The 25,770-nt window shown below is 67.4% G+C and carries 29 protein-coding genes; 21 read left to right on the top strand and 8 right to left on the bottom strand.

Translation table 11 applies throughout. The features are described 5' to 3' along the window. Positions 1-69 precede the first annotated feature (69 nt). The 3 genes from VGN66_RS08885 to VGN66_RS08895 are packed head-to-tail and all read left to right on the top strand — an operon-like array spanning position 70 to position 2,265. A complete protein-coding gene (locus VGN66_RS08885) occupies positions 70-714 on the top strand; it encodes a histidine phosphotransferase family protein (RefSeq protein ID WP_327518443.1) in 645 nt (214 codons plus the stop codon). Next, positions 714-1,661: a rhodanese-related sulfurtransferase gene (locus VGN66_RS08890; protein ID WP_327518444.1), complete on the top strand. Its 948-nt coding sequence runs from the start codon at positions 714-716 to the stop codon at positions 1,659-1,661. Before VGN66_RS08885 ends, VGN66_RS08890 begins: the two co-directional genes overlap by 1 nt. Further along, a complete protein-coding gene (locus tag VGN66_RS08895) occupies positions 1,624-2,265 on the top strand; it encodes a glutathione S-transferase (RefSeq protein WP_327518445.1) in 642 nt (213 codons plus the stop codon). The genes VGN66_RS08890 and VGN66_RS08895 overlap by 38 nt, the downstream gene beginning before the upstream one ends. A gap of 110 nt (positions 2,266-2,375) precedes the next feature. Here the strand turns inward: VGN66_RS08895 and VGN66_RS08900 are convergent, their stop codons facing one another. Then, a complete protein-coding gene (locus tag VGN66_RS08900; protein ID WP_327518446.1) occupies positions 2,376-2,777 on the bottom strand; it encodes a hypothetical protein in 402 nt (133 codons plus the stop codon). 47 nt (positions 2,778-2,824) lie between these two features. After that, positions 2,825-3,736 carry a hypothetical protein gene (locus VGN66_RS08905; protein WP_327518447.1) on the bottom strand — a complete coding sequence of 304 codons (912 nt, stop codon included), beginning with the start codon at positions 3,734-3,736 and terminating at the stop codon, positions 2,825-2,827. Positions 3,737-4,044: 308 nt separating this feature from the next. On the opposite strand from VGN66_RS08905, the gene VGN66_RS08910 reads away from it, so the two are divergent. The 8 genes from VGN66_RS08910 (at position 4,045) to VGN66_RS08945 (ending at position 12,509) form a co-directional block, all read left to right on the top strand. Then, positions 4,045-6,354: a chemotaxis protein CheA gene (locus VGN66_RS08910; protein ID WP_327518448.1), complete on the top strand. Its 2,310-nt coding sequence runs from the start codon at positions 4,045-4,047 to the stop codon at positions 6,352-6,354. Then, positions 6,351-6,785, top strand: coding sequence for a chemotaxis protein CheW (locus VGN66_RS08915; protein WP_327518449.1), 435 nt, complete (start codon positions 6,351-6,353; stop codon positions 6,783-6,785). The genes VGN66_RS08910 and VGN66_RS08915 overlap by 4 nt, the downstream gene beginning before the upstream one ends. A gap of 74 nt (positions 6,786-6,859) precedes the next feature. Next, a complete protein-coding gene (locus VGN66_RS08920; protein WP_224921095.1) occupies positions 6,860-7,225 on the top strand; it encodes a response regulator in 366 nt (121 codons plus the stop codon). Between the two features lie 13 nt (positions 7,226-7,238). After that, positions 7,239-8,297, top strand: coding sequence for a chemotaxis protein CheB (locus VGN66_RS08925; protein ID WP_327518450.1), 1,059 nt, complete (start codon positions 7,239-7,241; stop codon positions 8,295-8,297). Further along, positions 8,297-9,157, top strand: a complete 861-nt coding sequence (locus tag VGN66_RS08930) for a CheR family methyltransferase (protein WP_414713187.1) — start codon at positions 8,297-8,299, stop codon at positions 9,155-9,157. Before VGN66_RS08925 ends, VGN66_RS08930 begins: the two co-directional genes overlap by 1 nt. A gap of 54 nt (positions 9,158-9,211) precedes the next feature. After that, positions 9,212-9,919 carry an N-acetylmuramoyl-L-alanine amidase gene (locus VGN66_RS08935; RefSeq protein ID WP_327518452.1) on the top strand — a complete coding sequence of 236 codons (708 nt, stop codon included), beginning with the start codon at positions 9,212-9,214 and terminating at the stop codon, positions 9,917-9,919. Continuing rightward, positions 9,919-11,316 carry an NAD(P)H-hydrate dehydratase gene (locus VGN66_RS08940; RefSeq protein ID WP_327518453.1) on the top strand — a complete coding sequence of 466 codons (1,398 nt, stop codon included), beginning with the start codon at positions 9,919-9,921 and terminating at the stop codon, positions 11,314-11,316. Before VGN66_RS08935 ends, VGN66_RS08940 begins: the two co-directional genes overlap by 1 nt. After that, positions 11,313-12,509, top strand: coding sequence for a class I SAM-dependent RNA methyltransferase (locus VGN66_RS08945; protein ID WP_327518454.1), 1,197 nt, complete (start codon positions 11,313-11,315; stop codon positions 12,507-12,509). Before VGN66_RS08940 ends, VGN66_RS08945 begins: the two co-directional genes overlap by 4 nt. Here VGN66_RS08945 and truA read toward each other — a convergent pair. Both truA and fmt read right to left on the bottom strand, forming a co-directional pair. Then, complete coding sequence (gene truA, locus VGN66_RS08950) at positions 12,506-13,246, bottom strand: tRNA pseudouridine(38-40) synthase TruA (protein ID WP_327518455.1); 741 nt, start codon at positions 13,244-13,246, stop codon at positions 12,506-12,508. The two genes, VGN66_RS08945 and truA, sit on opposite strands and share 4 nt — an antisense overlap. Next, positions 13,243-14,208, bottom strand: coding sequence for a methionyl-tRNA formyltransferase (gene fmt / locus VGN66_RS08955; protein WP_327518456.1), 966 nt, complete (start codon positions 14,206-14,208; stop codon positions 13,243-13,245). Before fmt ends, truA begins: the two co-directional genes overlap by 4 nt. A gap of 53 nt (positions 14,209-14,261) precedes the next feature. Between fmt and recR the strand changes: the two genes are divergently transcribed. Together recR and def are read left to right on the top strand one after the other, a co-directional pair. Then, positions 14,262-14,858 carry a recombination mediator RecR gene (recR, locus tag VGN66_RS08960; RefSeq protein ID WP_224920601.1) on the top strand — a complete coding sequence of 199 codons (597 nt, stop codon included), beginning with the start codon at positions 14,262-14,264 and terminating at the stop codon, positions 14,856-14,858. A gap of 69 nt (positions 14,859-14,927) precedes the next feature. Then, entirely contained in the window at positions 14,928-15,455 is a 528-nt protein-coding gene (def, locus tag VGN66_RS08965; RefSeq protein WP_224920602.1) for a peptide deformylase, read from the top strand. 262 nt (positions 15,456-15,717) lie between these two features. Here def and VGN66_RS08970 read toward each other — a convergent pair whose 3' ends face one another. Together VGN66_RS08970 and VGN66_RS08975 are read right to left on the bottom strand one after the other, a co-directional pair. Further along, the gene (locus tag VGN66_RS08970) at positions 15,718-16,701 is read right to left on the bottom strand and encodes a nitronate monooxygenase family protein (RefSeq protein ID WP_327518457.1); all 984 of its coding nucleotides are present in this window, start codon (positions 16,699-16,701) and stop codon (positions 15,718-15,720) included. Positions 16,702-16,889: 188 nt separating this feature from the next. Then, positions 16,890-17,414, bottom strand: coding sequence for a gamma carbonic anhydrase family protein (locus VGN66_RS08975; RefSeq protein ID WP_327518458.1), 525 nt, complete (start codon positions 17,412-17,414; stop codon positions 16,890-16,892). 107 nt (positions 17,415-17,521) lie between these two features. Between VGN66_RS08975 and VGN66_RS08980 the strand changes: the two genes are divergently transcribed. Beyond that, positions 17,522-17,794: a GlsB/YeaQ/YmgE family stress response membrane protein gene (locus tag VGN66_RS08980; protein WP_414713188.1), complete on the top strand. Its 273-nt coding sequence runs from the start codon at positions 17,522-17,524 to the stop codon at positions 17,792-17,794. A 62-nt stretch (positions 17,795-17,856) separates the two neighbouring features. Here VGN66_RS08980 and VGN66_RS08985 read toward each other — a convergent pair whose 3' ends face one another. Continuing rightward, positions 17,857-18,078 carry a hypothetical protein gene (locus VGN66_RS08985; RefSeq protein ID WP_327518459.1) on the bottom strand — a complete coding sequence of 74 codons (222 nt, stop codon included), beginning with the start codon at positions 18,076-18,078 and terminating at the stop codon, positions 17,857-17,859. Positions 18,079-18,287: 209 nt separating this feature from the next. On the opposite strand from VGN66_RS08985, the gene VGN66_RS08990 reads away from it, so the two are divergent. Genes VGN66_RS08990 through VGN66_RS09000 form a run of 3 tightly spaced genes read left to right on the top strand, consistent with a single transcriptional unit; the run spans position 18,288 to position 20,600 of the window. Then, complete coding sequence (locus VGN66_RS08990; RefSeq protein WP_327518460.1) at positions 18,288-19,007, top strand: CoA transferase subunit A; 720 nt, start codon at positions 18,288-18,290, stop codon at positions 19,005-19,007. After that, positions 19,004-19,945, top strand: a complete 942-nt coding sequence (locus VGN66_RS08995) for an HAD family acid phosphatase (RefSeq protein ID WP_327518461.1) — start codon at positions 19,004-19,006, stop codon at positions 19,943-19,945. Before VGN66_RS08990 ends, VGN66_RS08995 begins: the two co-directional genes overlap by 4 nt. A 4-nt stretch (positions 19,946-19,949) precedes the next feature. Continuing rightward, positions 19,950-20,600, top strand: a complete 651-nt coding sequence (locus tag VGN66_RS09000; RefSeq protein ID WP_327518462.1) for a CoA transferase subunit B — start codon at positions 19,950-19,952, stop codon at positions 20,598-20,600. Between the two features lie 179 nt (positions 20,601-20,779). On the opposite strand, the gene VGN66_RS09005 is transcribed toward VGN66_RS09000, so the two are convergent. Beyond that, positions 20,780-21,322 (bottom strand): hypothetical protein, encoded by a 543-nt coding sequence (locus VGN66_RS09005; protein ID WP_327518463.1) that lies wholly within the window; start codon positions 21,320-21,322, stop codon positions 20,780-20,782. Positions 21,323-21,412: 90 nt separating this feature from the next. Between VGN66_RS09005 and VGN66_RS09010 the strand changes: the two genes are divergently transcribed. The 4 genes from VGN66_RS09010 to VGN66_RS09025 all read left to right on the top strand — a co-directional run bounded on the left by VGN66_RS09010 (position 21,413) and on the right by VGN66_RS09025 (position 25,720). Continuing rightward, on the top strand, positions 21,413-22,504 hold the full coding sequence (locus VGN66_RS09010; protein ID WP_327518464.1) for a transcriptional regulator: 1,092 nt from the start codon (positions 21,413-21,415) through the stop codon (positions 22,502-22,504). 76 nt (positions 22,505-22,580) lie between these two features. Next, positions 22,581-24,068, top strand: a complete 1,488-nt coding sequence (locus VGN66_RS09015; protein WP_327518587.1) for a SulP family inorganic anion transporter — start codon at positions 22,581-22,583, stop codon at positions 24,066-24,068. Between the two features lie 71 nt (positions 24,069-24,139). Next, positions 24,140-25,588: a 3-isopropylmalate dehydratase large subunit gene (leuC, locus tag VGN66_RS09020; protein ID WP_327518465.1), complete on the top strand. Its 1,449-nt coding sequence runs from the start codon at positions 24,140-24,142 to the stop codon at positions 25,586-25,588. Positions 25,589-25,591: 3 nt separating this feature from the next. Continuing rightward, positions 25,592-25,720 carry a hypothetical protein gene (locus VGN66_RS09025; RefSeq protein ID WP_327518466.1) on the top strand — a complete coding sequence of 43 codons (129 nt, stop codon included), beginning with the start codon at positions 25,592-25,594 and terminating at the stop codon, positions 25,718-25,720. Positions 25,721-25,770 lie beyond the last annotated feature (50 nt).

Consider the following 25,770-nt stretch of genomic DNA (forward strand, 5'->3'; position numbering starts at 1 on the left):
TCGTGAGAACATTGCATATCGTGGTTTGCCGCGCTTGCAGCGGCGGCGCGGCTGGGCCAAAGGGGTGGGATGAACATTTCGCCGACCGACTTTGCCAGCCTGCTCTGCTCGCGCCTGTGCCACGATCTGTTGAGCCCCGTGGGCGCGCTCAATAATGGGCTTGAGCTGCTTGCCGACGAGCATGATCCGGAGATGCGCGCGCGCTGCCTGGAATTGCTGGCGGAGAGCGCGAAGGCGAGCGCGAACAAGCTGAAGTTCTTCCGCCTCGCGTTCGGCGCGGCGGGGGGCTTTGGCGATACCGTCGACACGCGTGAGGCGCAGGCGGCGATCGACGGGCTGTTCGGCGACAATCATCGCGTGTCGATCGGCTGGATGGTCGAGGATCCGGTGCTGCCCAAGCAAGTGATCAAGGTGCTGCTCAACCTCGCGCTGATCGGCGGCGACGCGCTGGTGCGCGGCGGGCAGCTGGATATCGGTGCCGAGGCGCGCGCCGACATGGTCGAGATTGTGGTGCGCGCGCAGGGTCCGCGCATCGTGCTGGACGGCGAGCTACGCGGTGCGCTGAGCGGCGATACCGGCGACTCGCCGGTGACCCCGCGCGCGGCGGCGGCGTATCTGGTGCACCAGCTGGTGACGCAGGGCGGCGGCGAGCTGCAAGTGTCGCCACCCGACGCCGAAGTGCTGCTGTTCGGGGCAGCGTTCAAGCTCAGCTGATGGACGGCCCGGTCCGCGTCGCGGCACTCTACCAGTTCACCCGGTTCGACGATCCGGCGGCGCTACGCAGCCCGTTGCTCGACCTGTGCGTCGCGCACGGGGTGAAGGGCACGCTGCTGCTCGCGCGGGAGGGGATCAACGGTACGATTGCCGGGAGCGATGCGGCGATCGACGCGGTGCTGGACCATGTCCGCGCACTGCCCGGATGCGCGGAGATCGACGTCAAATTCTCGCACGCCGCCGCAATGCCGTTTCACCGGATGAAGGTGCGGCTGAAGCGCGAGATCGTGACGATGGGCCAGCCGGATATCGATCCGCTCGCGGGCGTCGGCCATTATGTCGCGCCGACCGAGTGGAACGACCTGATCGCCGATCCGGACACGGTGCTGATCGACACGCGCAACGATTATGAGGTGGCGATCGGCACCTTTCGCGGCGCGATCGACCCGCAGACGCGCAGCTTCAGCGAATTTCCCGACTGGTTCCGCGCCAAGCGTGCGGAGATCGAGGCGGAGGGGCGGACGCCGAAGATCGCGATGTTCTGCACCGGCGGCATCCGCTGCGAGAAATCGACCGCGTTCGCGAAGGCGGAGGGGGTGGAGCAGGTCTATCACCTCAAGGGCGGCATCCTCGCCTATCTGGAAGCGGTGCCGCAGGATCGCAGTCTGTGGGACGGCGAGTGCTTCGTGTTCGACGAGCGGGTCGCGGTGAAGCACGGGCTTGAGGTCGGCGAGCATGTGCTGTGCCGCGCGTGTCGGATGCCGGTGAGCCCGGAGGGGCAGGCGTCGGCGGACTTTGTCGAGGGCGTCAGCTGCCCGGCCTGTATCGGCACGCGCACCGAGGAACAGCGCGCCAGCTATGCCGAGCGGCATCGTCAGGCGCTGTTGGCGGAGAAGCGCGGCGAGGCGCATGTCGGTGCGGTGTTCCCGGAGCGCGATCCTGACTGACCCGATCCTCTATAGCTTCCGCCGCTGCCCCTATGCGATCCGGGCGCGGCTGGCGCTGGCGGTGAGTGGGACGGCGGTCGAGCATCGCGAGGTGAAGCTGCGCGACAAGCCGGAGGAGATGCTGGCCGCCTCGCCCAAGGGGACCGTGCCGGTGCTGGTGCTGCCTGATGGTCGGGTGATCGACGAGAGCCTCGACATCATGCGCTGGGCCTTGGCGCGCAATGACCCGGAGGACTGGCTGGCGGGCGATGACGCGGCGCTGATCGCGGCGAATGACGGCGCGTTCAAGGGGCATCTCGACCGGTACAAATATCCTGAGCGCTACGCGGCGGATGGCGTGGATCACCGTGCGGCGGGGCTGGCGATGCTTGGGGCGCTCGAGGCTCGGTTGGCGCAGGGCGCATATCTGGGCGGGGCTCGGTTTGGCCTCGCCGATGCGGCGATCCTGCCTTTCGTGCGGCAATTCGCTGCGGTGAATCGGGAGTGGTTCGCGGCGCAGGATCTGGTGCGGGTGCAGGGGTGGTTGGCGGCGTTTGTGGGGTCGCCGCTGTTTGAGGGGGTGATGGCGGTTCGGGAGGTTTGGCGTGGTGGGGCTGCCGCCTGACACGATCGTCGTCCCGGACTTGATCCGGGACAGGGCTTGTCCTCTCTAACGTCGAAGAAGAAGCCTTGGCCCGGCTCAAGGCCGGGCTGACGATGGGAGGGCGCGCTGAATCACTCGGGTGGCGCGGCACCAGAGCCGCGAAACTGGATCGCCGCTCCCTTCGCTTCGGCCACGCGCTTGAACACCCGACCGCGCTCGTCATGGACGATCGCCAGCTTGCCCGGCGCGGTCCAGACGACGTTCATGAAAATCGAGCCGCCCATCCCGGCGGTGGCCTTGCCATGGTCGCTGTCCGCCACAAACACCTCGACGGCATCGGATTGGGGTTCGCTTGCGCGGCCCACCCGGACGATGGTGGCGAAGTCGGTGGTGGCGCCGCAACTGCGAACCTCGGTTGCCGCATAGCGGTCGCTGCCGATGTCGCGGGCGACTTGCAAAACCTGCGTGTCGCGGGCGGGATCGATGCCGCATGCCGATAACAGGAACAGCGAGGCGGGCAGCAGAAGGCGCATCCCGTGAAGCTAGCGCCCGGCGGGAGATGCGCAAGACGCCGACGTCGCTACCCCGCGTGCGCGTGTTGCGCCACGCCTGGGCTCTGGCGCCACGGGCGCGGGCGGCGCAGGACGTGATCCAGTGCGGTGCAGCCCAGCCCGCAGCGGTGCCGCTTCACCCGAGAGAACAAGGTTGCGCTACGCCCTGAGACCAGCTCGAGCGCCTCGACATACGCCGGGCTGTTGAGGAAGCGGTCGGATGCCCGCACGCCATTGCCGCGACGCTCGAACTGGTCTGCGCGCTCCGCATCGGCCACGAGCCGGTACACCGTCGAGCGCGATAAGCCGAGCACGCGTGCAAGTTGGGACATCGGAATGAAAATGCGCTGGGTGGGGTCGGGCGCGGTATCGGCTCGCGCGAAAGGCGCCGTCCCCGCCGACTGGGCGTTGAGATGCACGACGCTGGCGGTGCAAACGAAGTGGATGAGCAGCAACTCGGTAAAGCGCAGGCCGAAATGCTGCGACGTGCCGGCCATGACGAGCATCAGATCGAGTGCGGCAAGGATGTAGCTATTGTCGCAGGTGCCTTCGCCGAGCGAACCCGGATCGGTCGCGCCCAGCGCCTCCATCCGGTCGGCAGCACGGCGCATCCGTCCGCCCAGATCGATGCACCATTCGGCAAGCGCGCGGGGCATAGGTGTGGGTAGCGACACCCCGCCGCCATGGCCGATCTCTACCCAGCCCAGGTCCGCCATGCGCTGGACATTACGTCGCGCCGTTTCGAACGGGACGTCGAGCGATGAGGCGATGGCATTGATCGAAGGGCCGCGCGCCACCGCTATGGCGCGCATCTCGCGGTCGATCAGGTCGCGGGTGACGGAGATCAGGATTGGAATGCAGACCATGCGCGCGCGCGCGAGATCGGGCGGCAGCCGATGCGCCAGGTCTAGGGTCGCGGCGTAGATTTCTTCCCCGAGCACTCGGGTAACGAACCTGCAATTGAGACGCATTACGTCAAGTCGCGTCGGCATCCGATCCCCCAAGTGGCCAATAAGCTTTGGGTGTTATAACCCGGCGCCCACCGATCTCAATTTGGGTAAACCAATTCAGCAGCGGGGGGTACTCCGTGCAAATACGGGAGTATTTGCACGCTGACCCACAGCCCATCGTTCGGCCGCGCACATTACTTGGCCGATCCGAGATACGAGTCTGCGGGTTCCACCGACCTCGCTCTAACCACCTGTTAACCGTGTCGATGCAATGACCGCACGGTGGTGTGGGGGCGGCCGTGGACGATCTGTTACAAGAATTCATTGCCGAGACGCGGGAAACGCTCGAAGCGCTGTCGGGTGAGATCGTCGCCTGGGAGGCGTCGCCGCGGGACCGCGAGCGCCTCGACGCGATTTTCCGCTTTGTACACACGGTCAAGGGCAGCTGTGGATTCCTCGATCTGCCCCGGCTCGCGCGGCTCAGCCATGCGGCCGAGGATGTGCTGGCCGATGTGCGCGCGGGCGATCGCGTACCGGATCGCGCGCTGGTCAATGCCGTGCTGGGCGTGGTCGACCGGATCGGCGAGATTGTCGAGGCGATCGACGCGGGCGCGGCGCTGGACGATACCGGTGAGGATCTGCTGATCGCCGCACTGGCGGGCGGGGCTGTCGAAGTGGCGCAACCGAGCGCCCCGGTAGCGCAGCGTGCGCAGAGCCGCAGCGTGCGGCTGAACGTCGATCTGCTCGACCGGATGATGAGCGGCATGTCGGACATGGTGCTCGCGCGCAACGAGCTGACGCGCCGGCTGCGCAGTGCCGAGGTCGATCCGCAAGTCGAAGCAGCGCTGGAGCGGATGTCGGCGACCGTCGCCGATCTGCGCGACACGGTGACGCGGACGCGGATGCAGAAGATCGACGCGCTGTTCTCCGCCTTGCCGCGCATGGTGCGCGATACGGCGGCGGGGCTGGGCAAATCGGTGCTGCTCAATGTCGAGGGCGCCGAGGTCGAGCTCGACCGCGAGATGATCGAGGTGCTGCGCGATCCGCTGGTCCACATCATCCGCAATTCGATCGACCATGGCATCGAGCCTCCGGCCGAGCGCCGCGCGGCGGGCAAGCGCGAGAATGGCCGCCTGACCGTATCCGCGCGCCAGTCGGGCAACCAGATCGTCGTCGAGGTCTCGGATGACGGGCGCGGCATCGATATCGAGCGGGTGATTCGCAAACTGGCCGACACCGGCCGTGACGAGCGCGAACTGCGTGCGTTGGGCGAACGCGCCAAGCTGGCGCTGATCTTTGAGGCCGGTCTGTCGACCAAGGACGAAGTGACCGAAGTTTCGGGGCGCGGCGTCGGGATGGACGTGGTCCGCGCGGCGATCGAGCAGATTGGCGGGCGGGTCGAACTGCACAATGATCCGGGCCGTGGCCTGCGCATTCTGATCCACGTGCCGCTGACCCTGTCGATCATTCCAACGATCGTGGTGGGGGCAGGGGGGCAGTCCTTCGCGATCCCGCGTCAGGCGATCGAGGAAATCGTCAGCGAGCGCAGCGATGCGATCCGCGTCGACCGCATCGGCAGCGCCTGGGTGGTCACGCTGCGCGACCGGCGGCTGCCGATGATCGTGCTGGCCGACCAGCTGGGTCTGAAGCCGGTAGCGCGCAGCGGCTATCCGATGGTCGCGATCGTCAGCATGGGCGAGGGCAGCTATGCGCTGCGCGTCGATGATGTGCTCGACAATGAGGAATTGGTGATCAAGCCCGCGGCGCCCGCAATCATGGCGACGGGGATCTATGCCGGGCAGACTCTGCCCGACAGCGGCTGTCCGATGCTGCTGCTCGATTGCGCGGGGCTGGCGCGTGATGCCGGGCTGCAGTTCGAGCGGGCGCGCGAAGTCGAGGTCGAGGAGGCGTGCGCGACGCTTGACGATGGCGCGCTGGCGCTGGTGTTCACCGATCTGGACGGCGCGCGGCGTGCGGTGCCGCTGGAGGTCGTGGACCGGATCGAGAAGGTCGGCGCGGGGGCGATCCATCGCAGCGCGGGCCGCCTGCGCCTGACCATCGACGATCGCATCCTGCCGGTCGCCGCGGTCGAGGGGGCAGACCCCAAGCGCACCGGATCGATCCTGCGCCTGCGCGACGGAATGACCGAGATCGCCTACGCCATCGCCGAACCGGCCGACATCGTCGCGATGCCGACCGAGATTGCGCCGGCAAGCCTGCCCGGACCGATCGCGGGCGTGGCACTGATCGATGGCGAGCCGGTCGAGATGCTCGACCCGATGTGGCTGTTCGGCGAACATGGCGAACCGGATTCCGACAGCGAAGCTGCGCCTTTGTGCCTGTTGGGCGGTGGCGACACCGGCTGGCTCGGCACCTTCATCCAGCCGCTGCTGGAGGGCGCGGGCTATCGCGTCGTCAGCACGCTGGCGCCGGGCGAGGCGGCGCAGGTCGTGCTGACGCTTGATGCCGAGCCGGATAGCGTTGAAGCCGCGCCGGTGGTGCGGCTGCGCAGTCGCAAGCGCGGCGGCAGCGATGGGACCATCTATCGTTATGATCGCGAGGCGCTGCTCGGCGCGATCGCCGAAGTTGCGCGGGGAGGCACGCGATGACCGAACAGCTGTTCCTGATCGCGCATATCGCCGGGCAATCGGTTGCGATCGACGCCAATCAGGTCGAATCGGTGGTCGATATCGGCAACATCGTCGCGGTGCCGCGTGCGCAGGGCCATGTCCGCGGGCTCGCCGCGCTGCGCAGCCGGGTGGTGACCGTGATCGATACCCGCGCCGCGCTGGGGCTGGAGCCGGGCGAGGCCGCTGGCGGTCGCGCGGTAATCACGCCGGTCGATGGCCATCATTATGCGATGCTGGTCGACGCGCTCGACGATGTCGCGCCGTTCGAGCCGCAGCCGCTGGCAGCGGGGGTGCCGCTGTCGGGAATGTGGCAGCAGGCCGGGCGTGGGCTGATCGAGCGCGACGGCGAGCCAATCCTGACGATCGATCTGGCGGCGCTGGTCCCGGGCCTTGTTGCGCCGACCACCTGATCCGCAATTAACGTCCTACTTACGTATTTATTCCATAGTCATCGTCAGTTCCGCAGAACCGGGAAGTGTCTCGTATGAAAACCTGCCTCGTCGTCGATGACTCCAAGGTGATCCGAAAGGTCGCGCGGCACATCCTCGAGACGTTGAATTTTGAAGTGCGTGAGGCCGGCGACGGGCGCGAGGCGCTCGAGGCATGCCTTGAGGCATCGCCGGACGTGGTGCTGCTCGACTGGAACATGCCGGTGATGAGCGGGATGGATTTCCTGCGCGCGCTGAAGGACAGCGGTATCGCCAACAAGCCGAAAGTGGTGTTCTGCACCACCGAAAACGGGATGGCCTATATCCGCGCCGCGATTGAGGCGGGTGCTGACGAATATGTGATGAAGCCGTTCGACCGCGAGACGCTGGAGAGCAAGCTTCAGATCGTCGGCGTCGCTTAAGGAAATTTCCCAAATGTCTGGCAGTCCCCTCGCGGCCGGCAGCCCGCCGGATCCGCGCGACGATGTCGTTCGCATCCTGATCGTCGATGATTCGGCCGTCGCCCGCGCGGTGCTGAGCCGGATGATTGAGGGGATGCGCGGCTTTGCCGTGGTCGGGGCGGTCAGCAATGTTCCGGGCGCGCTCGCCTTTCTGGCGTCGAACCGCGCCGATGTGATCCTGCTCGATCTCGAGATGCCCGGCGTTCACGGGCTGACCGGTCTGCCCGACCTGCTGGTCGCGGGGCAGGGGGCGAAGATCCTGGTCGTGTCCTCTGCCGCCGAACGCGGTGCCGCCGCCGCGGTGCAGGCGCTGGCGCTGGGTGCCGCCGATACGCTGGTCAAGCCGGGCGTGGGCAGCTTTGCCGGCAAGTTCGCCGAGACGCTGGAGGAACGGCTGACCCGCCTTACCGATCGTGCGGGCGAACTGGTCGGGCCGAGCCGTTTGCCGAGCGGCGTGCCACAGGAATTCGATATCGTCGCGGTCGGCGCATCGACCGGTGGCATCCATGCGCTGAGCCAGATGCTGCGCGCGATCCCGCCGAGCTTCGAGGTCCCGATTCTGGTGACCCAGCATCTGCCCGCATCGTTCATGAGCTATTTCGCCGCGCAGCTCGCGGTGCTCGCCGGTCGCCCGTGCGAGGTTGCCGAGGATCATATGCGGGTGCGCCCCGGCCGGATGCTGGTCGCGCCCGGCCATGCCCATCTCCGCTGCGTCCGCAGTAGCGAGGGCGTCGCGATCCGGCTGACCGATGAGCGTTCGGTCAGCGGGTGCATGCCGTCGGTCGATCCGATGCTCGAATCGGTGGCGGAGGTTTATGGCAAGCGTGGCCTTGGCGTGATGCTGTCAGGCATGGGTCGTGACGGATCGATCGGAGCGCGCGACCTGATCGGCGCGGGCGGCGCGATACTGGCGCAGGATCGCGCCAGCTCGGTCGTGTGGGGCATGCCCGGCGCGGTCGCCGCGAGCGCGAGCGCGGTGCTGCCCCCCGATGAGATCGGACGCATGGTCGCCAGCCAGCGGCGGCCGCGCTGATGTCGGCAACCCAGCCCTTTGCGTCATCCGGTGCAATCAGTGTCATTGGTGCATTGTTGGAACAGCGCACCGGGCAACAGATCGCCGCCAACCGCGCGTGGCGGATCGAAACCGCGCTGAAGACCGTGCTGCGCGCGCATGGCCTCGACAGCGTGGACCAGTTGATCGCGCGCCTGACCGGCACCCCGACCGGGCCGCTCGCCGATGCGGTGGTCGATGCGCTGCTCAACAACGAAACCTCCTTCTTTCGTGACGCCGGTGTTCTGGAGCTGGTGGTCGAAGCCGCAGCGGCGATCACGGCCGATCAGCCCGGGCGCCGGCTGCGCATCTGGTCGGCGGGTTGTTCGACCGGGCAAGAACCCTACTCGCTCGCGATGCTGTTCGAGGAAGCCTATATCGCGCGCGGCTTGCCGTTCCCTGAAATCGTCGCGACCGACGTGTCGGCCGCGACGGTCGATCGTGCACGTGCGGGGCGTTTTTCGCAGTTCGAGATCCAGCGCGGACTGCCGATCCGGCGGATGATGACGTGGTTCGAACAGGACGGCACCGAATGGGTCGTCCGCCCCGAACTCGCCCGCCGCATCCAGTTCCGCCGCCATAATCTGGCGCAGGACGCCGCGCCACCGGGCAAGTTCGACCTGGTGCTGTGCCGCAACGTCCTGTTCTACTTCCCCCCGGCGATGCGCAGCCGCGCCTATCAGACGTTGCGCAGCGCGGTCCGCGATGGTGGCGCGCTGCTGCTGGGGGCCGGGGAGACGGTGATCGGGCAGACCGATGCGTTCGTGCCATGCGCGCGGATTCGCGGCCTGTATCGCGCCGACACCGCACGTTGCGTCCCGCCGGCGGCTGCGTTCGGCTGACACCGGGTTTCAACCGGCTTGCGTTTCGGCGCGCGCCGCCGCATCCCTCAGCGCATGCAGGACCGGGCCGAACTCAACATCATCGAGGCGCCTTCGCCCAATTTCAACGAACGGCTGCTGCCGGTCAGCATGATCGTGCTGCACTATACCGGCATGCGCAGTTCCGAAGAGGCGATCGAGCGGCTGCGTGATCCCGACTTCGGGGTGTCGAGCCATTATGTGGTGGCGGAGGACGGGCAGGTCGTGCGCATGGTGCCGGAGGACAAGCGCGCGTGGCATGCGGGCGGGTCGCACTGGCGCGGCGTGACCGACGTCAATTCGGCGTCGGTGGGGATCGAGATCGTCAATCCCGGCCATGAATATGGCTATCGCCCGTTTCCCGACGAACAGATCGACGCGGTGATCCGGCTGGTCGCCGATATCAAGGACCGCTACGCGATCACGCGCGGCAATGTCGTCGGCCATTCGGACATTGCGCCGGCGCGCAAGCAGGATCCGGGCGAGCTGTTCCCATGGGGCAAGCTGGCGCGGCTGCGGCTGGCGCTGCCGCGCCCGACCAAGAATCTGATGGACCCGGGCTGGACCGATGGCGGCTTTCTGCTGGCGCTCGAGCGGTTCGGCTATGATGTGCGCGATCCGCTGGCGGCGACGGTAGCGTTTCAGCGGCGCTTCCGGCCCGAGCTGATCGACGGCACGATCGACGCCGAATGCCGGATGCTGTTGCTCGCGCTGCTGCTGCCCAAGCCCCAGGGCGAAGACTGATGTTCCTCAATGTGCCCGAAGGGGCGCCGATCCTGACCGCCGCAGCGATGCGCGCGGCGGAGGAGCGCGCGATTGCGGCTGGATCGAGCGTTGCGGCGCTGATGGAGCGTGCGGGAACGAGCGTTGCCGAGTGGGTTCACCGGCTCGCGGCAGGCAGCGAGGTGCTGATCCTGTGCGGGCCGGGCAATAATGGCGGCGACGGCTACGTCGCGGCGCGGGTGCTGGCGAGTCGGGGCGTGCCGGTGCGGGTTGCGGCGCTGGGCGAGCCGAAGACTGACGCTGCCGCTGCGGCGCGGGCGGCGTGGGGCGGAGCGGTTGAGGCGCTGTCGGGCGCGACTGAGGCTGCGCCGGTGCTGGTCGATGCGCTGTTCGGTACCGGCCTGACCCGGGCGCTCGATCCGGTGCTGGCGGAGATCGTCAACGCACTGGTGGCGCAGGCGGGGCTGTCGATCGCAGTCGATTTGCCGAGCGGGGCCGAGACCGATGGCGGCGGGGATTTCGGGGCGACACTTGCTGCGTTCGACGTGACGCTGGCGCTGGGTGCGCTCAAGCCCGCGCATCTGTTGCAGCCTGTGGCGCAGCGATGCGGGGCGGTGCGGCTGGTGGAGATCGGGCTTGGGGAAAGCGAGGCGCAGGTGCGCACGCTGGCGCGACCAAGGATCGCAATGCCCGGTCCGGATGCACACAAATATAATCGCGGCATGGTCGCGGTGGTGTCCGGCCCGATGCACGGCGCGTCGGAGCTGGCGGCGCGGGCGGCCTATCGCGCAGGGGCGGGCTATGTCCTGCTGCTGACCGGCGGCTTACCGAGTCCGCCCCACGCGATCGTCCGCCAGCGCTGGAGTGCGGAAGCGCTGGACGACCAGCGGATCGGAGCGGTGGTGATCGGGCCGGGGCTGGGCCGCGACGATCGCGCGCGCGAGAAACTGGATGCCGCGCTGGCGAGCGAGCTGCCGCTGGTGATCGATGGCGATGCGCTGCTTTTGCTCGACTTAACGGTGCTCAAGGACCGCGCCGCGCCGGTAGTGCTCACGCCGCACGCCGGCGAATTTGATGCGCTGTTCGGCGCGGGGACGGGGAGCAAGATCGAACGTGCGCAGGATGCTGCGCGACGGTCCAATGCGGTGGTCGTGTTCAAGGGCGCGGACACGGTGATTGCTGCACCCGATGGCTCGGCCAATGTTGCAGCAATGGGCAACCCGTGGCTTTCGGTCGCGGGGACCGGCGATGTGCTGGCGGGGTCGATTGCGGCGATGCTGGCGCAGGGGCGCGATCCGCTCGATGCGGCCAGCGCGGGCGTCTGGCTGCACGGGCAGGCCGCGCGGATGCTCGACCGGTGTTTCCTCGCCGACGAACTGGCGGATGCGCTCCCGCAGGCCTATGAGCGTGCGCGATGAGTGAAGACGAAACGATCGTGCGGGTTGCCGCACGCGGGGATGGGGTAACCGCGGACGGGCGCCATGCCGCGCTGGCCGCACCGGGCGACCGGCTGCGCGCCGATGGCTCAGTCGCGCGTGGGCCGCGCCATGTCGAGCCGCCGTGCCGCCACTTTCCCGAATGCGGCGGGTGCCAGCTTCAGCATCTCGACGATGCCGCCTATGCCCAGTTTCTGACGGGGCGGATCGCCGGGGCGCTGGCGCAGCATGGCCTGACCGCCGAGATTCGCGCACCGATGCTGTCGCCACCGCGCACGCGCCGCCGGGCGACGTTGCATGCCGAGCGGCGCGGGCGGCAGGTGCATCTGGGCTTTACCGAACAGTCCAGCCACCGGCTGATCGACGTCCAGCAATGCGAGGTGCTCGATCCCTGGCTGTTCTCGCTGCTCCAGCCGCTGCGCGGGCTGCTCGCGTCGTATTTGCCCGAAAGCCGGCGGGTTAATGTCCACCTCGCGCTGACCGATCAGGGGCCGGATATCCTGGTCGACGGACTGGTCACCGATAGCCTCAAGGCGGTGGAGGCGGTGACGGCGTTCGCAATGCGCCATGCGCTCGGGCGGCTCAGCGTCGATGACGGGCTGGGCCCGGAAGCGCGCTGGGAGCCCGATCCGGTGACGGTCAGCTTCGGCGGCGTGGCGGTGCCATTCCCGGCGGCGAGTTTCCTGCAGGCGACGCCTGAGGGTGAGACGGCTTTGGTCGATGCGGTGCGTGAGGCGGTCGGCGGGGCGAAGACGATCGCCGACCTGTTTGCCGGGCTCGGCACCTTCACCTTCGCGATGGACCCCAAGGCCAAGGTCTATGCCGGCGAAGGCGCGCGCGACGCGATCCTGTCGCTCAAGGCCGCCGCCGGGCGCGGCTTGCGCCAGGTGTTCGCCGAGCATCGCGACCTGTTCCGCCGCCCACTGACTGCCAAGGAACTCGACCTGTTCGACGCCGTGATCCTCGATCCCCCGCGCGCGGGGGCGAAGGAGCAGGCGATCGAGCTGGCAGCGAGCAAGGCGCCGGTGATCGCCTATGTATCGTGCAATCCGGCGACGTTCGCGCGCGATGCCGAGGCGCTGGTCAAGGGTGGCTATCGCCTCGATTGGGTGCAGCCGGTGGGGCAGTTCCGCTGGTCGACGCATGCGGAGCTGGCGGCGAAGTTTAGCCGCTAGGGATAATCCGCCTTCACGAAATACAGCCCGTCGGACGGCGCGTTGAGGCCAAGCCGGGCGCGGTCCTTTGCCTCCAGCGCCGCGCGCAGGTCGGCGGCGGACCATTGCCCGCGCCCGACCATCGACAGGCACCCGACCATCGACCGCACCTGATGATGCAGGAACGAGCGCGCCGAGGCGTGGATCGCAATCTCGTCGCCGGTCCGCACCACATCGAGCCGATCGAGCGACTTGAGCGGGCTGGCCGACTGGCAATGCACCGATCGGAAGGTGGTGAAGTCGTGCGTGCCGACCAGGATCTGCGCGGCATCGTGCATCGCATCGGCGTCGAGCTCTGCGGGGACGCGCCATTTCAGCCCCGCATCGAAGGTCAGCGGCGCGCGGCGGTTGGCGATGCGATAGACATAATGGCGCGCGGTGCAGGAAAAGCGCGCATGCCAGTCGTCGGGGACCAGTTCGCACGCGAGGATCGCGACCGGCACCTTGCGGAGGTGCGCGTTGAGCGCCTCCATCAGCCGGAACGGGGCGATGTCCTTCTCGACCTCCGTATGCGCGCGCATGCCGAGCGCATGGACCCCGGCATCGGTGCGCCCGGCGGCGTGGACCAGCGCATCCTCGCCGGTGATCCCGTGCAGCGCATCCTCGATCGCCCCCTGCACGCTTGGGCCATGGTCCTGATATTGCCAGCCCATGAAGGGGCGGCCGTCATATTCGATGGTCAGCGCGAAGCGGGTCACAGCTGGGTTCCGGGGGGAATCGGGAAACCGTTGAGCAGTTCGCGGGTGGTGACCACGCCGCGCCCGGCGCGCTGGACGAGAGTGGGGCGGATGGCTCCGGTGGAGCAGGCGATGACAAAGTCCTCTCCCCCTTGGGGAGAGGGTTGGGAGAGGGGCAGTGCTGCTGGGTCGAGGATCGTGCCCCTCTCCCCAACCCTCTCCCCGCAAGCGGAGAGAGGGAGAAGGTCGGCGGCGAGGACTCTGATCCGTTCGCCGTCATGCTCGAACCACGCGCCCGGCGGGTTGAACGCGCGGATCTGCCGTTCGACCGCCTCGGCGGGCTGGTCGAAGTTCAGCCGGGTCTCCGCCTTGTCGATCTTCGCCGCGTAAGTGACGCCATCCTCCGGCTGAGCCACCGCCGGATGCCCGTCGAAATCGGCAAGTACCTGCACCATCAGCCGCGCGCCCAGTTCCGCCAGCTCGGCGGTCAGTTCGCCCGCAGTCTTGCCGTCGATCGGCGTGCGCCCCTCCAGCCGCACCGGGCCGGTGTCGAGCCCGGCCTCCATCTGCATGATGCCGACGCCGGTCTCAGCATCGCCCGCCAGAATCGCGCGCTGGACCGGTGCCGCACCGCGCCAGCGGGGGAGGAGCGAGCCATGAACGTTGAGGCCGCCGAGGCGCGGGGCCTCCAGCACGCTGAGCGGCAGGATCAGGCCATAGGCCGCGACCACCGCGACATCGGCGTTCAGCGCGGCAAAGGCGGCAACGGCGTCGGGGTCCTTCTTGAACGACAGCGGCGTGCGCACCGCGATCCCCAGTTCCTCCGCACGGGCATGGACGGGGGAGGGGGTCAGCGCCTTGCCGCGCCGCCCGCCGGGGCGCGGCGGCTGGCTATACGCCGCGACGACATCATGGCCCGCGTCGACCAGCGCATTGAGGGTCGGCACCGCGAAGTCGGGGGTGCCCATGAAGATGATCCGCATGATGCCCCCTTCGCCGCTTGGCATGGGGGCAGGCAAGCCCCTATGTCGCATCCATGGCATCGCCCGAGATCGAAACCCTCACCCAAGCCCTGTCGCGGCTCCCCGGCCTTGGCCCGCGATCGGCGCGGCGGGCGGTGTTGCATTTGCTCAAGAAGCGCGAAACGGCGCTCGACCCGTTACTGCGTGCATTGGAGGCGGTGAGCGAGCGGCTGGCGACCTGTTCGACTTGCGGCAATGTCGACACCACCGATCCGTGCGCGGTGTGCGCCGACCCGCGTCGCGACACGCGGCAATTGTGCGTGGTCGAAGAAGTCGCGGATTTGTGGGCGCTGGAACGCTCGCGGCTGTTTCCGGGGAAATTCCATGTGCTTGGCGGCAAGCTCTCGGCGCTCGACGGGGTGCGGCCCGAGGATCTGGCGATCGACAGCCTCGTCACCCGCATCGCCGCAGGCGGCGTGGATGAAGTCGTGCTGGCGATGAACGCGACGCTGGAGGGCCAGACTACCGCGCATTACATCGCCGAGCGGCTGGAGGGCTATCCGGTGCGGCTGACCCAGCTGGCGCACGGCCTGCCGGTCGGCGGCGAGCTGGATTACCTGGATGAGGGCACGCTGGCGCAGGCGCTGCGCGCGCGGCGGCCGGTCGCCTGATCACTCTGATCGGAATTCTGCGGGTCGCGCGGAATTGACCCCGCGAGGGGCAACACCTAAATTGGCGCGATGGCTATTCTCCCGATCCTCGAAGTTCCCGATCCGCGTCTCAAGACCATCTCCACCCCGGTCGAGACGGTCGATGACGATCTGCGCGCGCTGATCGCCGACATGTTCGACACGATGTACGACGCCCCCGGCATCGGCCTCGCCGCGATCCAGGTCGGCGTGCCCAAGCGCGTGCTGGTCATGGACCTTCAGGAGGAAGAGGACGAAGAGGGCAAGCCGATCAAGGCGCCGCGCGTCTTCATCAACCCCGAAATCCTCGATCCCGCGGATGAGATGAGCACCTATACCGAAGGCTGCCTGTCGGTCCCCGACCAGTTCGCCGATGTCGATCGCCCCGCGACCTGCCGGGTCAAGTGGCTGGACGAACATGGCGTGGCGCATGACGAGCAGTTCACCGGCCTGCTCGCGACCTGCATCCAGCATGAGATGGATCATCTCGAGGGGATCGTGTTCCTCGACCACCTGTCGCGGCTCAAGCGCCAGATGATCATGAAGAAGCTGGAAAAAGCGCGCCGCATGGCGGCTTGAGGTTCATCCGATAACCTCATTTTCGTCGTCCCGGGCTTGACCCGGGACGGGGCTTCTTCTTCCTAGTTCGCCGAAACAAGGCAGCCCGGCCCCGGGTCGGGCCCGGGGCGACGAGGGCGTAACGGCATCCTCTAAATAAATTTGTCACCCCGGCCTTGTGCCGGGGTCCACCCGTCCACCTGCGTAGCGCTTGAGCCTCTTGCTTCGCGCTTGCCGCCCGGTGGACCCCGGCACAAGGCCGGGGTGACGAGCATTAGTTAAGTCAGGCGCTCCAACCGCCGTTCGACAGCCCGGCAATCCGCGCCTTCGCCGCGCGATACTCGGCGTCCAGCCGGTCCACGAACGTCGCCACCGGTTGAACTTCGCGCACCGCGCCGATGCCCTGACCCGAACCCCAGATGTCGCGCCACGCCTTCGCCTTGCTGTTGCCGCCCGATCCGAAGTTCATCGCGCTGGGGTCGCTCGCCGGCAGATTGTCGGGGTCCAGCCCCGCCGCCTCGATCGACTGGCGCAGGTAATTGCCGTGCACGCCGGTGAACAGATTTGTATAGACAATATCGGACGCACTGCCCGCAACGATACCCTGCTTGTAGCTGGCTTCGGCATTCGCTTCCGCCGTCGCGATGAAGGGCGACCCGATATAGGCAAGGTCCGCGCCCATCGCCTGCGCCGCCAGCACCGCATTGCCGTTGGCGATCGAGCCGGACAGCGCGATCGGGCCGTCGAACCAGCTGCGCGTTTCCTGCACGAACGCGAACGGGCTGAGCTGTCCGGCATGACCGCCCGCGCCGGTGCAGACGAGGATCAGGCCATCCGCGCCCTTTTCAACCGCCTTGTGTGCGAATCGGTCGTTGATGACATCGTGAAGCGCGATGCCGCCCCAGCCATGCACCGCCTGATTGAGCGCTTCCTGCGCGCCCAACGACGTGATCACGATCGGCACCTGCCATTTGCCGCAGGTGACAAGATCCGCCTCAAGCCGGTCGTTCGAGCGGTGGACGATCTGATTGACCGCGTAGGGCGCGGCCGGGCGATCGGGATTGTCGCGGTTCCACGCCGCCAGTTCCTCGGTGATCTGGTGCAGCCATTCGTCGAGCTGGCTCTGCGGCCGCGCGTTGAGCGCGGGGAACGAGCCGACGATGCCCGCCTTGCACTGGGCAATGACCAGTTCGGGACCGGAGACAATGAAAAGCGGGGACCCGATGACGGGGAGCCGCAGGCGATCGAAGAGAGCGGGCAGGGCCATACCCGTTTCATAGACGAACCGAATTGCGTGTCCAGATGCTTTACGTAAACGGTAAGGGTGGGCGTACCGGAAATTCTAAACTCGCCACCATTTCCCCGTCGCCCCGGACTTGATCCGGGGCTGGGCTGCCTTGTTCGAGCGCAAAGAAGAAGCCCTGTCCCGGGTCAAGCCCCGGACGACGACGGGGCTCAATCCACCCGCCGCAACCCAGCCCGAAACCGCCGCTGCCGCTCCGCATAATTCTGCGCCGAGTACAGCAACCCGGCGCGAGTCGTCGCATCGACCTCGCGAATCGCGCGGGCCGGGCTGCCGACGATCAGGCTGCCGGGCGGGAATTCCTTGCCTTCGGTCACCAGCGCGCCGGCACCAATCAGGCAATCATCGCCGATCACTGCGCGGTTGAGGATGATCGCGCCCATGCCGATCAGCACGCGGTTGCCGATCGTACAGCCGTGCAGGATCGCGTGATGCCCGATCGTGCAATCCTCTCCCACGGTCAGCGGTGCGCCGGGGTCGGAGTGCAGCATCGCCCCCTCCTGCACATTGCTGCGCGGCCCGAGGATGATCGGCGTATTGTCCGCCCGGATTACGGCACCGAACCACACGCTCGATCCCGCCGCCAGCCGGGCATCGCCGATCACGTCGGCGCTGGGCGCGACCCATGCGTCGGGGTCGATCTGCGGCGCGACATCTTCAAAAGCATAGATCGGCATGCGACTCTCCCGTTCAGCGGCAAAATACGTCGGGGGCGGAACGTCCTGCAGTTTCAACCGTATTGCTTGTAACTCGGCGGCGCCGAGACGGATATGGGAGACCTCGGATGATCAATCTTATTGTACTGCTGATCGTGGGCGGTGTGCTTGGCTGGCTGGCCAGCATCGTGATGCGCACGGATGCCCAGCAGGGAATTTTACTCAACATCGTGGTCGGCATCGTCGGCGCGCTGCTCGCCGGCTTTCTGATCACCCCGCTGATCGGCGGCGCGTCGATCACGGACGGTGCGTTCAACGTCACCTCGCTGCTGATCTCGTTCCTCGGCGCGGTCGTGCTGCTCGCGATCGTCAACCTGGTTCGTCGCGGCTCGGTCCGGTAACGGACACTTCACGCTACCCTTCCCAAGCCCTTACGGGGTGGCCATCCGGCCGCCCCGTTTTTTTATCCGGCAAGGGCGGGCAGTCCGGGAACGCGCGCACCGAACAGCAGCGCAATCCCCACCGCGCCGCACAACACGGCGAGCGTCGATGACATCGAGAACAGGCCCCAGCCGACCGCGTTGACCATCGCCGGATTGGGCCGCGCCGCGCGACGGTTCTGCTCTGCCGAAATGAGGACAAAGCCTGCCAAAAGGCCGTACATGAATACCGAAAATTCAAGCATGTGATCTGATCCCGCCCCCGGAAACCGATCAAATGCTATCGGGCATTGGTTAATTCTTCAATGCCGCGACCCACGTATTTGCCGCAACGCAGCAGTGATTCGTCGCATTGCGGCACCTGCAAAGTTGAAAGTCGGTTCAGGTTTGCTTGACCGCGCCGACCCCCCGCGACTATCGCCGCGATCATTGGGGTTAGGAGAGACTCGCGGCGATGAACAAGCTGTACCCGACTGCCGAGGCGGCGCTGGAAGGCCTGCTGCACGACGGCATGACGATTTGCGCGGGCGGCTTCGGCCTGTGTGGCATTCCCGAACGGCTGATCGACGCGATCCAGGCCGCCGGAACGCGCGACCTGACCATCGCTAGCAACAATGCCGGGATCGATAACGAGGGTCTCGGCAAGCTGCTGCGCAGCCGCCAGGTCCGCAAGATGATCTCCTCCTATGTCGGTGAGAACAAGGAGTTCGAGCGGCAATATCTGGCGGGCGAGCTCGAGGTCGAATTCTGCCCCCAGGGCACGCTGGCCGAGCGCTGCCGCGCCGGCGGGGCGGGCATCCCCGGCTTCTACACCAAGACCGGCGTCGGCACGAAGGTGGCCGAGGGCAAGGAAGTGAAGGTGTTCGACGGGCAGGAGTATATCCTCGAACGCGGCATCCGCGCCGACCTGTCGATCATCAAGGGATGGAAAGCGGACGAGGCGGGCAACCTGATCTTCCGCAAGACCGCGCGCAACTTCAACCAGCCGATGGCGACCGCCGCCAATATCTGCGTCGCCGAGGTCGAGGAAGTGGTGCCGGTCGGCAGCCTCGACCCCGACGCGATCCATCTGCCCGGCATCTATGTGAAGCGGATGATCATCGGCGCGCCCTATGACAAGAAGATCGAGTTCCGCACGGTCCGCCAGCGGACCAGCGACACCGAGGCGGCGTGAGCCGGCTGCGCGCCCTGCTGACGCTCGGCGCGGCGGGGTTGCTCTGCGGCGGATGCGTCGCGGCGGCGATCCCGATCGTCGCGGGCGGATCGATCGCGGGGAAGCGGATATTGGGGCGCGACAAGCCGGAGCCGGCACCACAGCCGGTTGCTGCCGCGACCTCCGCGCCGGTAGCGGCAACGCCCGACGACGTCGCCCCGACGTTCGCGACGCCCGAGGCGCGCGCATTGACGGCGCAGTTGCAGGCGTCGGCGGCTGCATCAGCCCAGGGGTCGGCGGAATCGGCGGCGGCGTCGCTTCAGGCCTATCAGTCGCTCTGGGTCTATGTCGAACGCCAGGTCGCGGCGCGCAAGGCCGGTGGAACCGTGAACGGCGTCGTGCTGGCGGAGGGGGCGAGCCTTGACGCGCCGCGCTATGTGCCGTGCGACGCCAAGCCGTTCGCGATCCTGTTCGACCTCGACGAAAGCGCGGGCAGCGATCCCGACGCGCGCTACCGCCGCTGGTTCGGCGACGGCAGCGATCAGGTTAGCGCAGTGCCGGGCGCGGTCGAAGGCATCGACGCGTTGCGGCGTGAGGGCGTGCAGGCGATCTTCACCAGCGCGCGGCGTCCTTCCGACGGCAAAGCGGCGGCCGCGTTGCTCGGCAGGCTTGGCTTTGGCGAGCTGTCGCCCGGCAAGACGCTGGTCCTGCGCGGCGGTGACCCGGCGGTCGCGGGCGATCAGGTGCGTCGCACCGTTGCCGCCGGCTATTGCGTCATCGCGATCGTCGGCGACGCGCTGGGCGACTTCAGCGATACCTTCGATGCCGGGGACGCCGCGCGCCGCCCCGCCGCCGCGACCGAGACGATGGTCGCTCCGCTCTGGGGCGCAGGCTGGTTCCTGCTGCCCAACCCGGTGCGCAGCACCGCGACCCCGACAACCGAATTGCCCAAGGAGTAAGAGGATGCCCTGGACCCGCGACGAAATGGCCGCGCGCGCCGCAAAGGAATTGCAGGACGGTTTCTACGTCAATCTCGGCATCGGCATCCCGACTCTGGTCGCCAACCATATCCCCGAGGGGGTCGAGGTGACGTTGCAGTCGGAAAACGGCATGCTCGGCATCGGCCCGTTCCCGTTCGAGGGCGAGGAAGATCCCGACCTGATCAACGCCGGCAAGCAGACGATCAGCGAACTGCCCCAGTCGGTCTATTTCAGCAGCGCGGACAGCTTTGCGATGATCCGCGGCGGGCATATCGACCTGACCGTGCTCGGCGCGATGGAGATCAGCCAGACCGGCGACATCGCCAACTGGATGATCCCGGGCAAGATGATCAAGGGCATGGGCGGCGCGATGGATCTGGTCGCCGGGGTCAAGAAGATCATCGTGGTGATGGAGCATAATGCCAAGGACGGCAGCCCCAAGTTCATCCCCGAATGCTCGCTGCCGCTGACCGGCAAGGGCGTGGTCGACATGATCATCACCGACCTGGCGGTGTTCCAGCGCCCCGACCATGACTCGCCCTTCCGCCTGATCGAACTGGCCCCCGGCGTGACGCAGGACGAGGTCGCGGCGAAGACGACTGCGGCGTACGAGGTCGCACTGGCGGCGGTGTGACGTCCAATTCCTCCCCTGAGCTTGCTCAGGGGAGGGGGACCGCCGCCGAAGGCGGTGGTGGAGGGGCCGCCCCGCAGAGGGCGGAATTTTGTCGTGCTGTTCACGGGCGTCTGCGCGGCCGCCCCTCCGTCAGCACTTCGTGCTGCCACCTCCCCTGCGGGGCAGGGGAGGAATGCGCTTTAGCTCTGCCGCGCCGCCTGACGGAACAGCGCCGCAGCGACCAGCCAGAGTGTCCCGAAAAACACCGTGACCCCGATCGGGAAGCCCTGACCGGTCGCCCAGATATAGAGCATCACGCCAATCTGGGCCGCCGCTGCCAGTGCCGCTGCGACCGCCATGAAGTGCGCCCGAAAGCCGCCGAGCAAGCTTCCCGCCATCGCGACCAGCGGCACCAGGAAGAACAGCGCGTTGACCGGATTGTCCTCATCGCCGACGATCCCGACCGCAAGGTTGATCCAGACGGTCAGGAACGACGCCGCCAGCGCGATCCCCACGCCTGCGCGATAGGTCCAGGCGGGATTGGCGCGCACCGTCAGCTCGACCGCCAGCCCGACGCCGCCGAACATCAGCGCCGCGAACAGGAAATCCCCGATCGTCCAGTTGACCTCATCGGTGAGCTGCATTGCCACCGCCGGGGTCAGCATCAGCGCGGCGATGCCGCCCCATCCGATCAACCGCCACGGATTGCGCCACCCACTGCCACTCTTTGCTTGTTCGACCATTTGCTTGCCTCCATGACTGCTGCGGTCGATCCATGCCGCGCAGCGGGGGTGAGCGGCATGAGCAGGATCTGAGGCTTCGCTGAAATCGACATGCAACCGGCCATCTATCGTTTCGCGGGCTTCGAGCTCGACACGGCCGAGCGCCAGCTGCGTCGTGACGGGGCGCAAGTGCCGCTCAACGCGCGCTATCTCGATGCGCTGATCCTGCTGGTACGCGAGCGGGGGCAGCTGGTGACTAAGGACCGGTTCATGGACGCGGTGTGGCGCGGCATTCCGGTGACCGACGAGGCGCTGACCCAGTGCATCCGCACGCTGCGCCGGACATTGGGCGATGAGGCAGGCGACCCGCGCTTCATCGCGACGGTGCCCAAGTTCGGCTATCGCTTCATCGGCGCGGTCGAGGGGGAGGGGGCCGAGCCGCCGTTTCCGCCGACGCCGGCGGTGCTCGACGCGGCGCTCGTGCAGTCGCCAATCTGGCGCATGGGCGCGACCGGGACTGCCGGTGCGGTCGCGGCGGGTGTGGCTGGCGGTCTGACCTATGGCGTGCTCGGCGCGACGCTGGCGGTGCCTGCGCAAAGCGGGGCTCTGTCGTTCGTGCTGGTACTCGCGTGCATCACCATCGCTGTCGCTGCGATCGGGGGCGGTGCGGTCGCGTTCGGCGTCGCGGCGACGGTTCAGCGCCGTGGCGCGCGCTCACCGTTGACGATCGCCGGTGGCGCCTCCGCGGGCTTGATCATCGGAGCAGTCGCCAAGCTGCTTGGCATCGACGCTTTCGCCTTGCTGCTCGGTCGTGCACCCGAAGGGATTACCGGCGCGCCGGAGGGGCTTGCGCTGGGAACCGCGGTCGGGCTGGCGTTCTGGATCACCACACGACGCGCGGGCAGCACCAAGCGCCATGCCGGGCTCGCCGGAATGGTCCTTGGCGCAGCGGCGGGCCTGATCATCGCGTTGCTCGGCGGGCGGCTGCTAGCGGGGAGCATCGACGTGCTGACCCAGACGATGGAGGGCGCACGGCTCGACCTCGGTCGCATTGGCGCATTTCTCGGCGAAACCGGCTTCGGGTTGCGCAGCCGGATCGTGACGAGCGTCGCGGAGGGCGCGCTGTTCGGCGGATTCACGGCGGCGGGGCTGTGGCGCGGGATGGGGGCCACACCGGTTGATCAGCCGGAGCAGCAGGACTAGGGACGGGCCCATCGCTGCATTGCAGCACGTTCCGACCCAGCAGAACCGAGGAGGCCGCGCGATGGCCGATGTCCATATGTCCTTCGCCTCGAATGTCCGCCGCGACTGGCTGACCAATCCGGGGCGCGAGATCGTGTCGGGCCTCGTCGTCGCGCTGGCGCTGATCCCGGAGGCGATCGGGTTCGCGTTGATCGCCGGTGTGGACCCCAGCGTCGGGCTCTATGCCAGCTTCTCGATCGCGGTGATCATCGCGATCACCGGTGGTCGCCCCGGCATGATCTCGGCGGCGACGGCGGCGGTGGCGGTGCTTGTGGGGCCGCTGGTACGCGATCATGGCGTCGAATATCTGTTCGCCGCGACGATCCTGATGGGCGTGTTTCAGGGCATCGCCGCGCTGCTGCGGCTAGACCTCCTGATGCGCTTCGTCTCGCGCTCGGTGATCACCGGCTTCGTCAACGCGCTCGCGATCCTGATCTTCATGGCGCAGCTGCCCCAGCTGACCGGGGTGGGTTGGGAGACCTATGCGATGGTCGCGGCGGGGCTGGCGATCATCTACCTGCTCCCGCGCATCACCAGCGCGGTCCCGTCGCCGTTGGTCGCGATCGTGCTGCTCGCCGCGGTGACGATCGGCATGGGCATCGACGTCAACACGGTGGGCGAAATGGGCAAGCTGCCCGAAGCGCTGCCGATGTTCCATTGGCCACAGGTGCCGCTGACCTGGGGAACGCTGCGCATCATCGCGCCCTTTTCGCTGGCGATGGCAGCGGTCGGCCTGCTCGAATCGCTCCTGACCGCACAGATCGTCGATGACATGACCGAAACCCGCTCGGACAAGCAGCGCGAGACGCTGGGGCAGGGGATCGCCAATTTCTTCACCGGCATGGTCGGCGGCATGGGCGGCTGTGCGATGATCGGCCAGTCGGTGATCAACGTGAAGTCGGGCGGACGCCGCCGCCTGTCGACCTTTGCCGCGGGCATCTTGCTGCTGATCCTAATCGTCGTGCTCGGCCCGTGGGTGGCGCAGATCCCGATGCCGGCTTTGGTCGCGGTGATGGTGTTCGTGTCGGTCAGCACCTTCCGCTGGCAGTCCTTCGCCGACCTGCGCGTCCATCCGTGGCAGTCGAGCGTGGTGATGCTGGCGACCGTCATCATTGTCGTGTGGACGCATGACCTGTCGATGGGCGTGCTCGCGGGCGTGCTGCTGTCGGGCATCTTCTTCGCCGGCAAGGTACGTCAGCTTGTCACGATCGACACCGCGCTGAGCGCCGATGGACGCACCCGCAGCTACACCATCTGCGGCCAGATCTTCTTTGCCTCGACCGACCGGATCATGGAGACAATCGCGTTCCGCGAGGACGCGGTTCAGTCGGTCACGATCGACCTGACCGACGCGCACTTCTGGGACATTTCGGCGACCGGGGTGCTCGACAAGATCGTCCTGCGGCTGCGCGGCGAGGGCAAGGCGGTCGAGGTGATCGGACTCAACGAGGCCAGCGCATCGCTCGTCGAACGCTATGGCGAGCATGACAAGCCATTCGCGTCGCTCGGAGTCGTTGGCCACTGAAGCGCCGCTTTGCCTTAGAAAATGTCGCCTGCGCTTGCCCGCGCGCAACAAAGGCGTAAGGGGTCCGCATCATGGCCAGCAAACCACTCACGCTCTACGAGAAGATCTGGGCCGCGCACGTCGTCGAACGGCGTGAGGACGGCACCTGCCTCATCTACATCGACCGCCACCTCGTCCATGAGGTGACCAGTCCGCAGGCGTTCGAGGGGCTTCGTGCCGCCGGTCGCCGGGTGCGCCGCCCGGACCTGACGCTGGCGGTGCCCGACCATAATCTGCCGACCACCGCGCGGGTCGATGCGGCGGGCAAGCGCCTCCCGATCGCCGATCACGAAAGCGCGCAGCAGCTCGCGGCGCTCGAGCGCAATGTCGCCGAGTTCGGCATCGACTATTTCGGCGCGACGTCGCCGGAACAGGGGATCGTCCATGTCGTCGGGCCGGAACAGGGCTTCACCCTGCCGGGCACGACCCTCGTGTGCGGCGACAGCCATACCTCGGCGCATGGCGCGCTCGGCGCGCTCGCCTTCGGCATCGGGACGAGCGAGGTCGAGCATGTGCTGGCGACCCAGACCTTGCTGCTCAGCCAGTCGAAGACGATGGAAATCCGCGTCGACGGGACGCTGGGTTACGGTGTCAGCGCCAAGGACGTGATCCTCGCGATCATCGGCAAGACCGGCGCGGCGGGCGGCACCGGTTATGTCGTCGAATATACCGGCGACGTGATCCGCGCTCTGTCGGTCGAGGGGCGGCTGACGGTCAGCAACATGTCGATCGAGGGCGGCGCGCGCTCCGGCCTAATCGCGCCGGACGAGACCACCTACGCCTATCTCAAGGGCCGCCCGATGGCGCCGCAGGGCGAGCAGTGGGACAAGGCGCTCGAGTGGTGGCGCAGCCTGCCGAGCGATCCGGGCGCGGTCTATGATCGCGTGGTCACGTTGCACGGCAGTGATATCGCCCCGTCGCTCACCTGGGGCACCAGCCCCGAAGATGTCGTGCCGATCACGGGCATCGTCCCCGATCCGGAGAGCTTCGCCGATCCGTCCAAGCGCGTCGCGGCGCAAAAGTCGCTCGACTATATGGGCCTCACACCTGGCACGCGGATGCAGGACATTGCGGTCGAGAATATCTTCATCGGCAGCTGCACCAACAGCCGGATCGAGGATCTGCGTGCGGCGGCGGCAGTGGTCAACGGGCGCAAGGTTGCGGATGGCGTGCGTCAGGCGCTGATCGTCCCCGGCTCTGGCCTGGTGAAGCGGCAGGCCGAGGCCGAGGGGCTGGACCGCATCTTCACCGCTGCGGGCTTTGAGTGGCGCGAACCGGGCTGTTCGATGTGTCTCGCGATGAACCCGGACAAGGTGCCGCCGGGCGAACGATGTGCTTCCACTTCCAACAGAAATTTCGTAGGACGGCAGGGTCCGGGCGCCCGGACGCACCTCGTTTCGCCGGCAATGGCGGCGGCGGCGGCGGTAACCGGGCGACTGACGGACGTGCGGGACCTGATGGGGGCCCAGGCGGGGGAATGACCGGTGAAGCGCGTATTGGTGGCATTGATCACGGGCACGATCCTCAGCGGCGCGGCGGCGGTCTATTCGACCACCAGTTTCACGGTCGGCGAGGCGCGGGCGAGCGCGCAGGTAGCCGCCCCGGTGCGCTGAGCGCGCTGGCCGGATTCACGTTAAGCGGGCGAGACACCGGGTGGCGCAAT

Source organism: Sphingomonas sp. (genome assembly GCF_035998645.1).
GTDB lineage: Bacteria > Pseudomonadota > Alphaproteobacteria > Sphingomonadales > Sphingomonadaceae > Sphingomonas.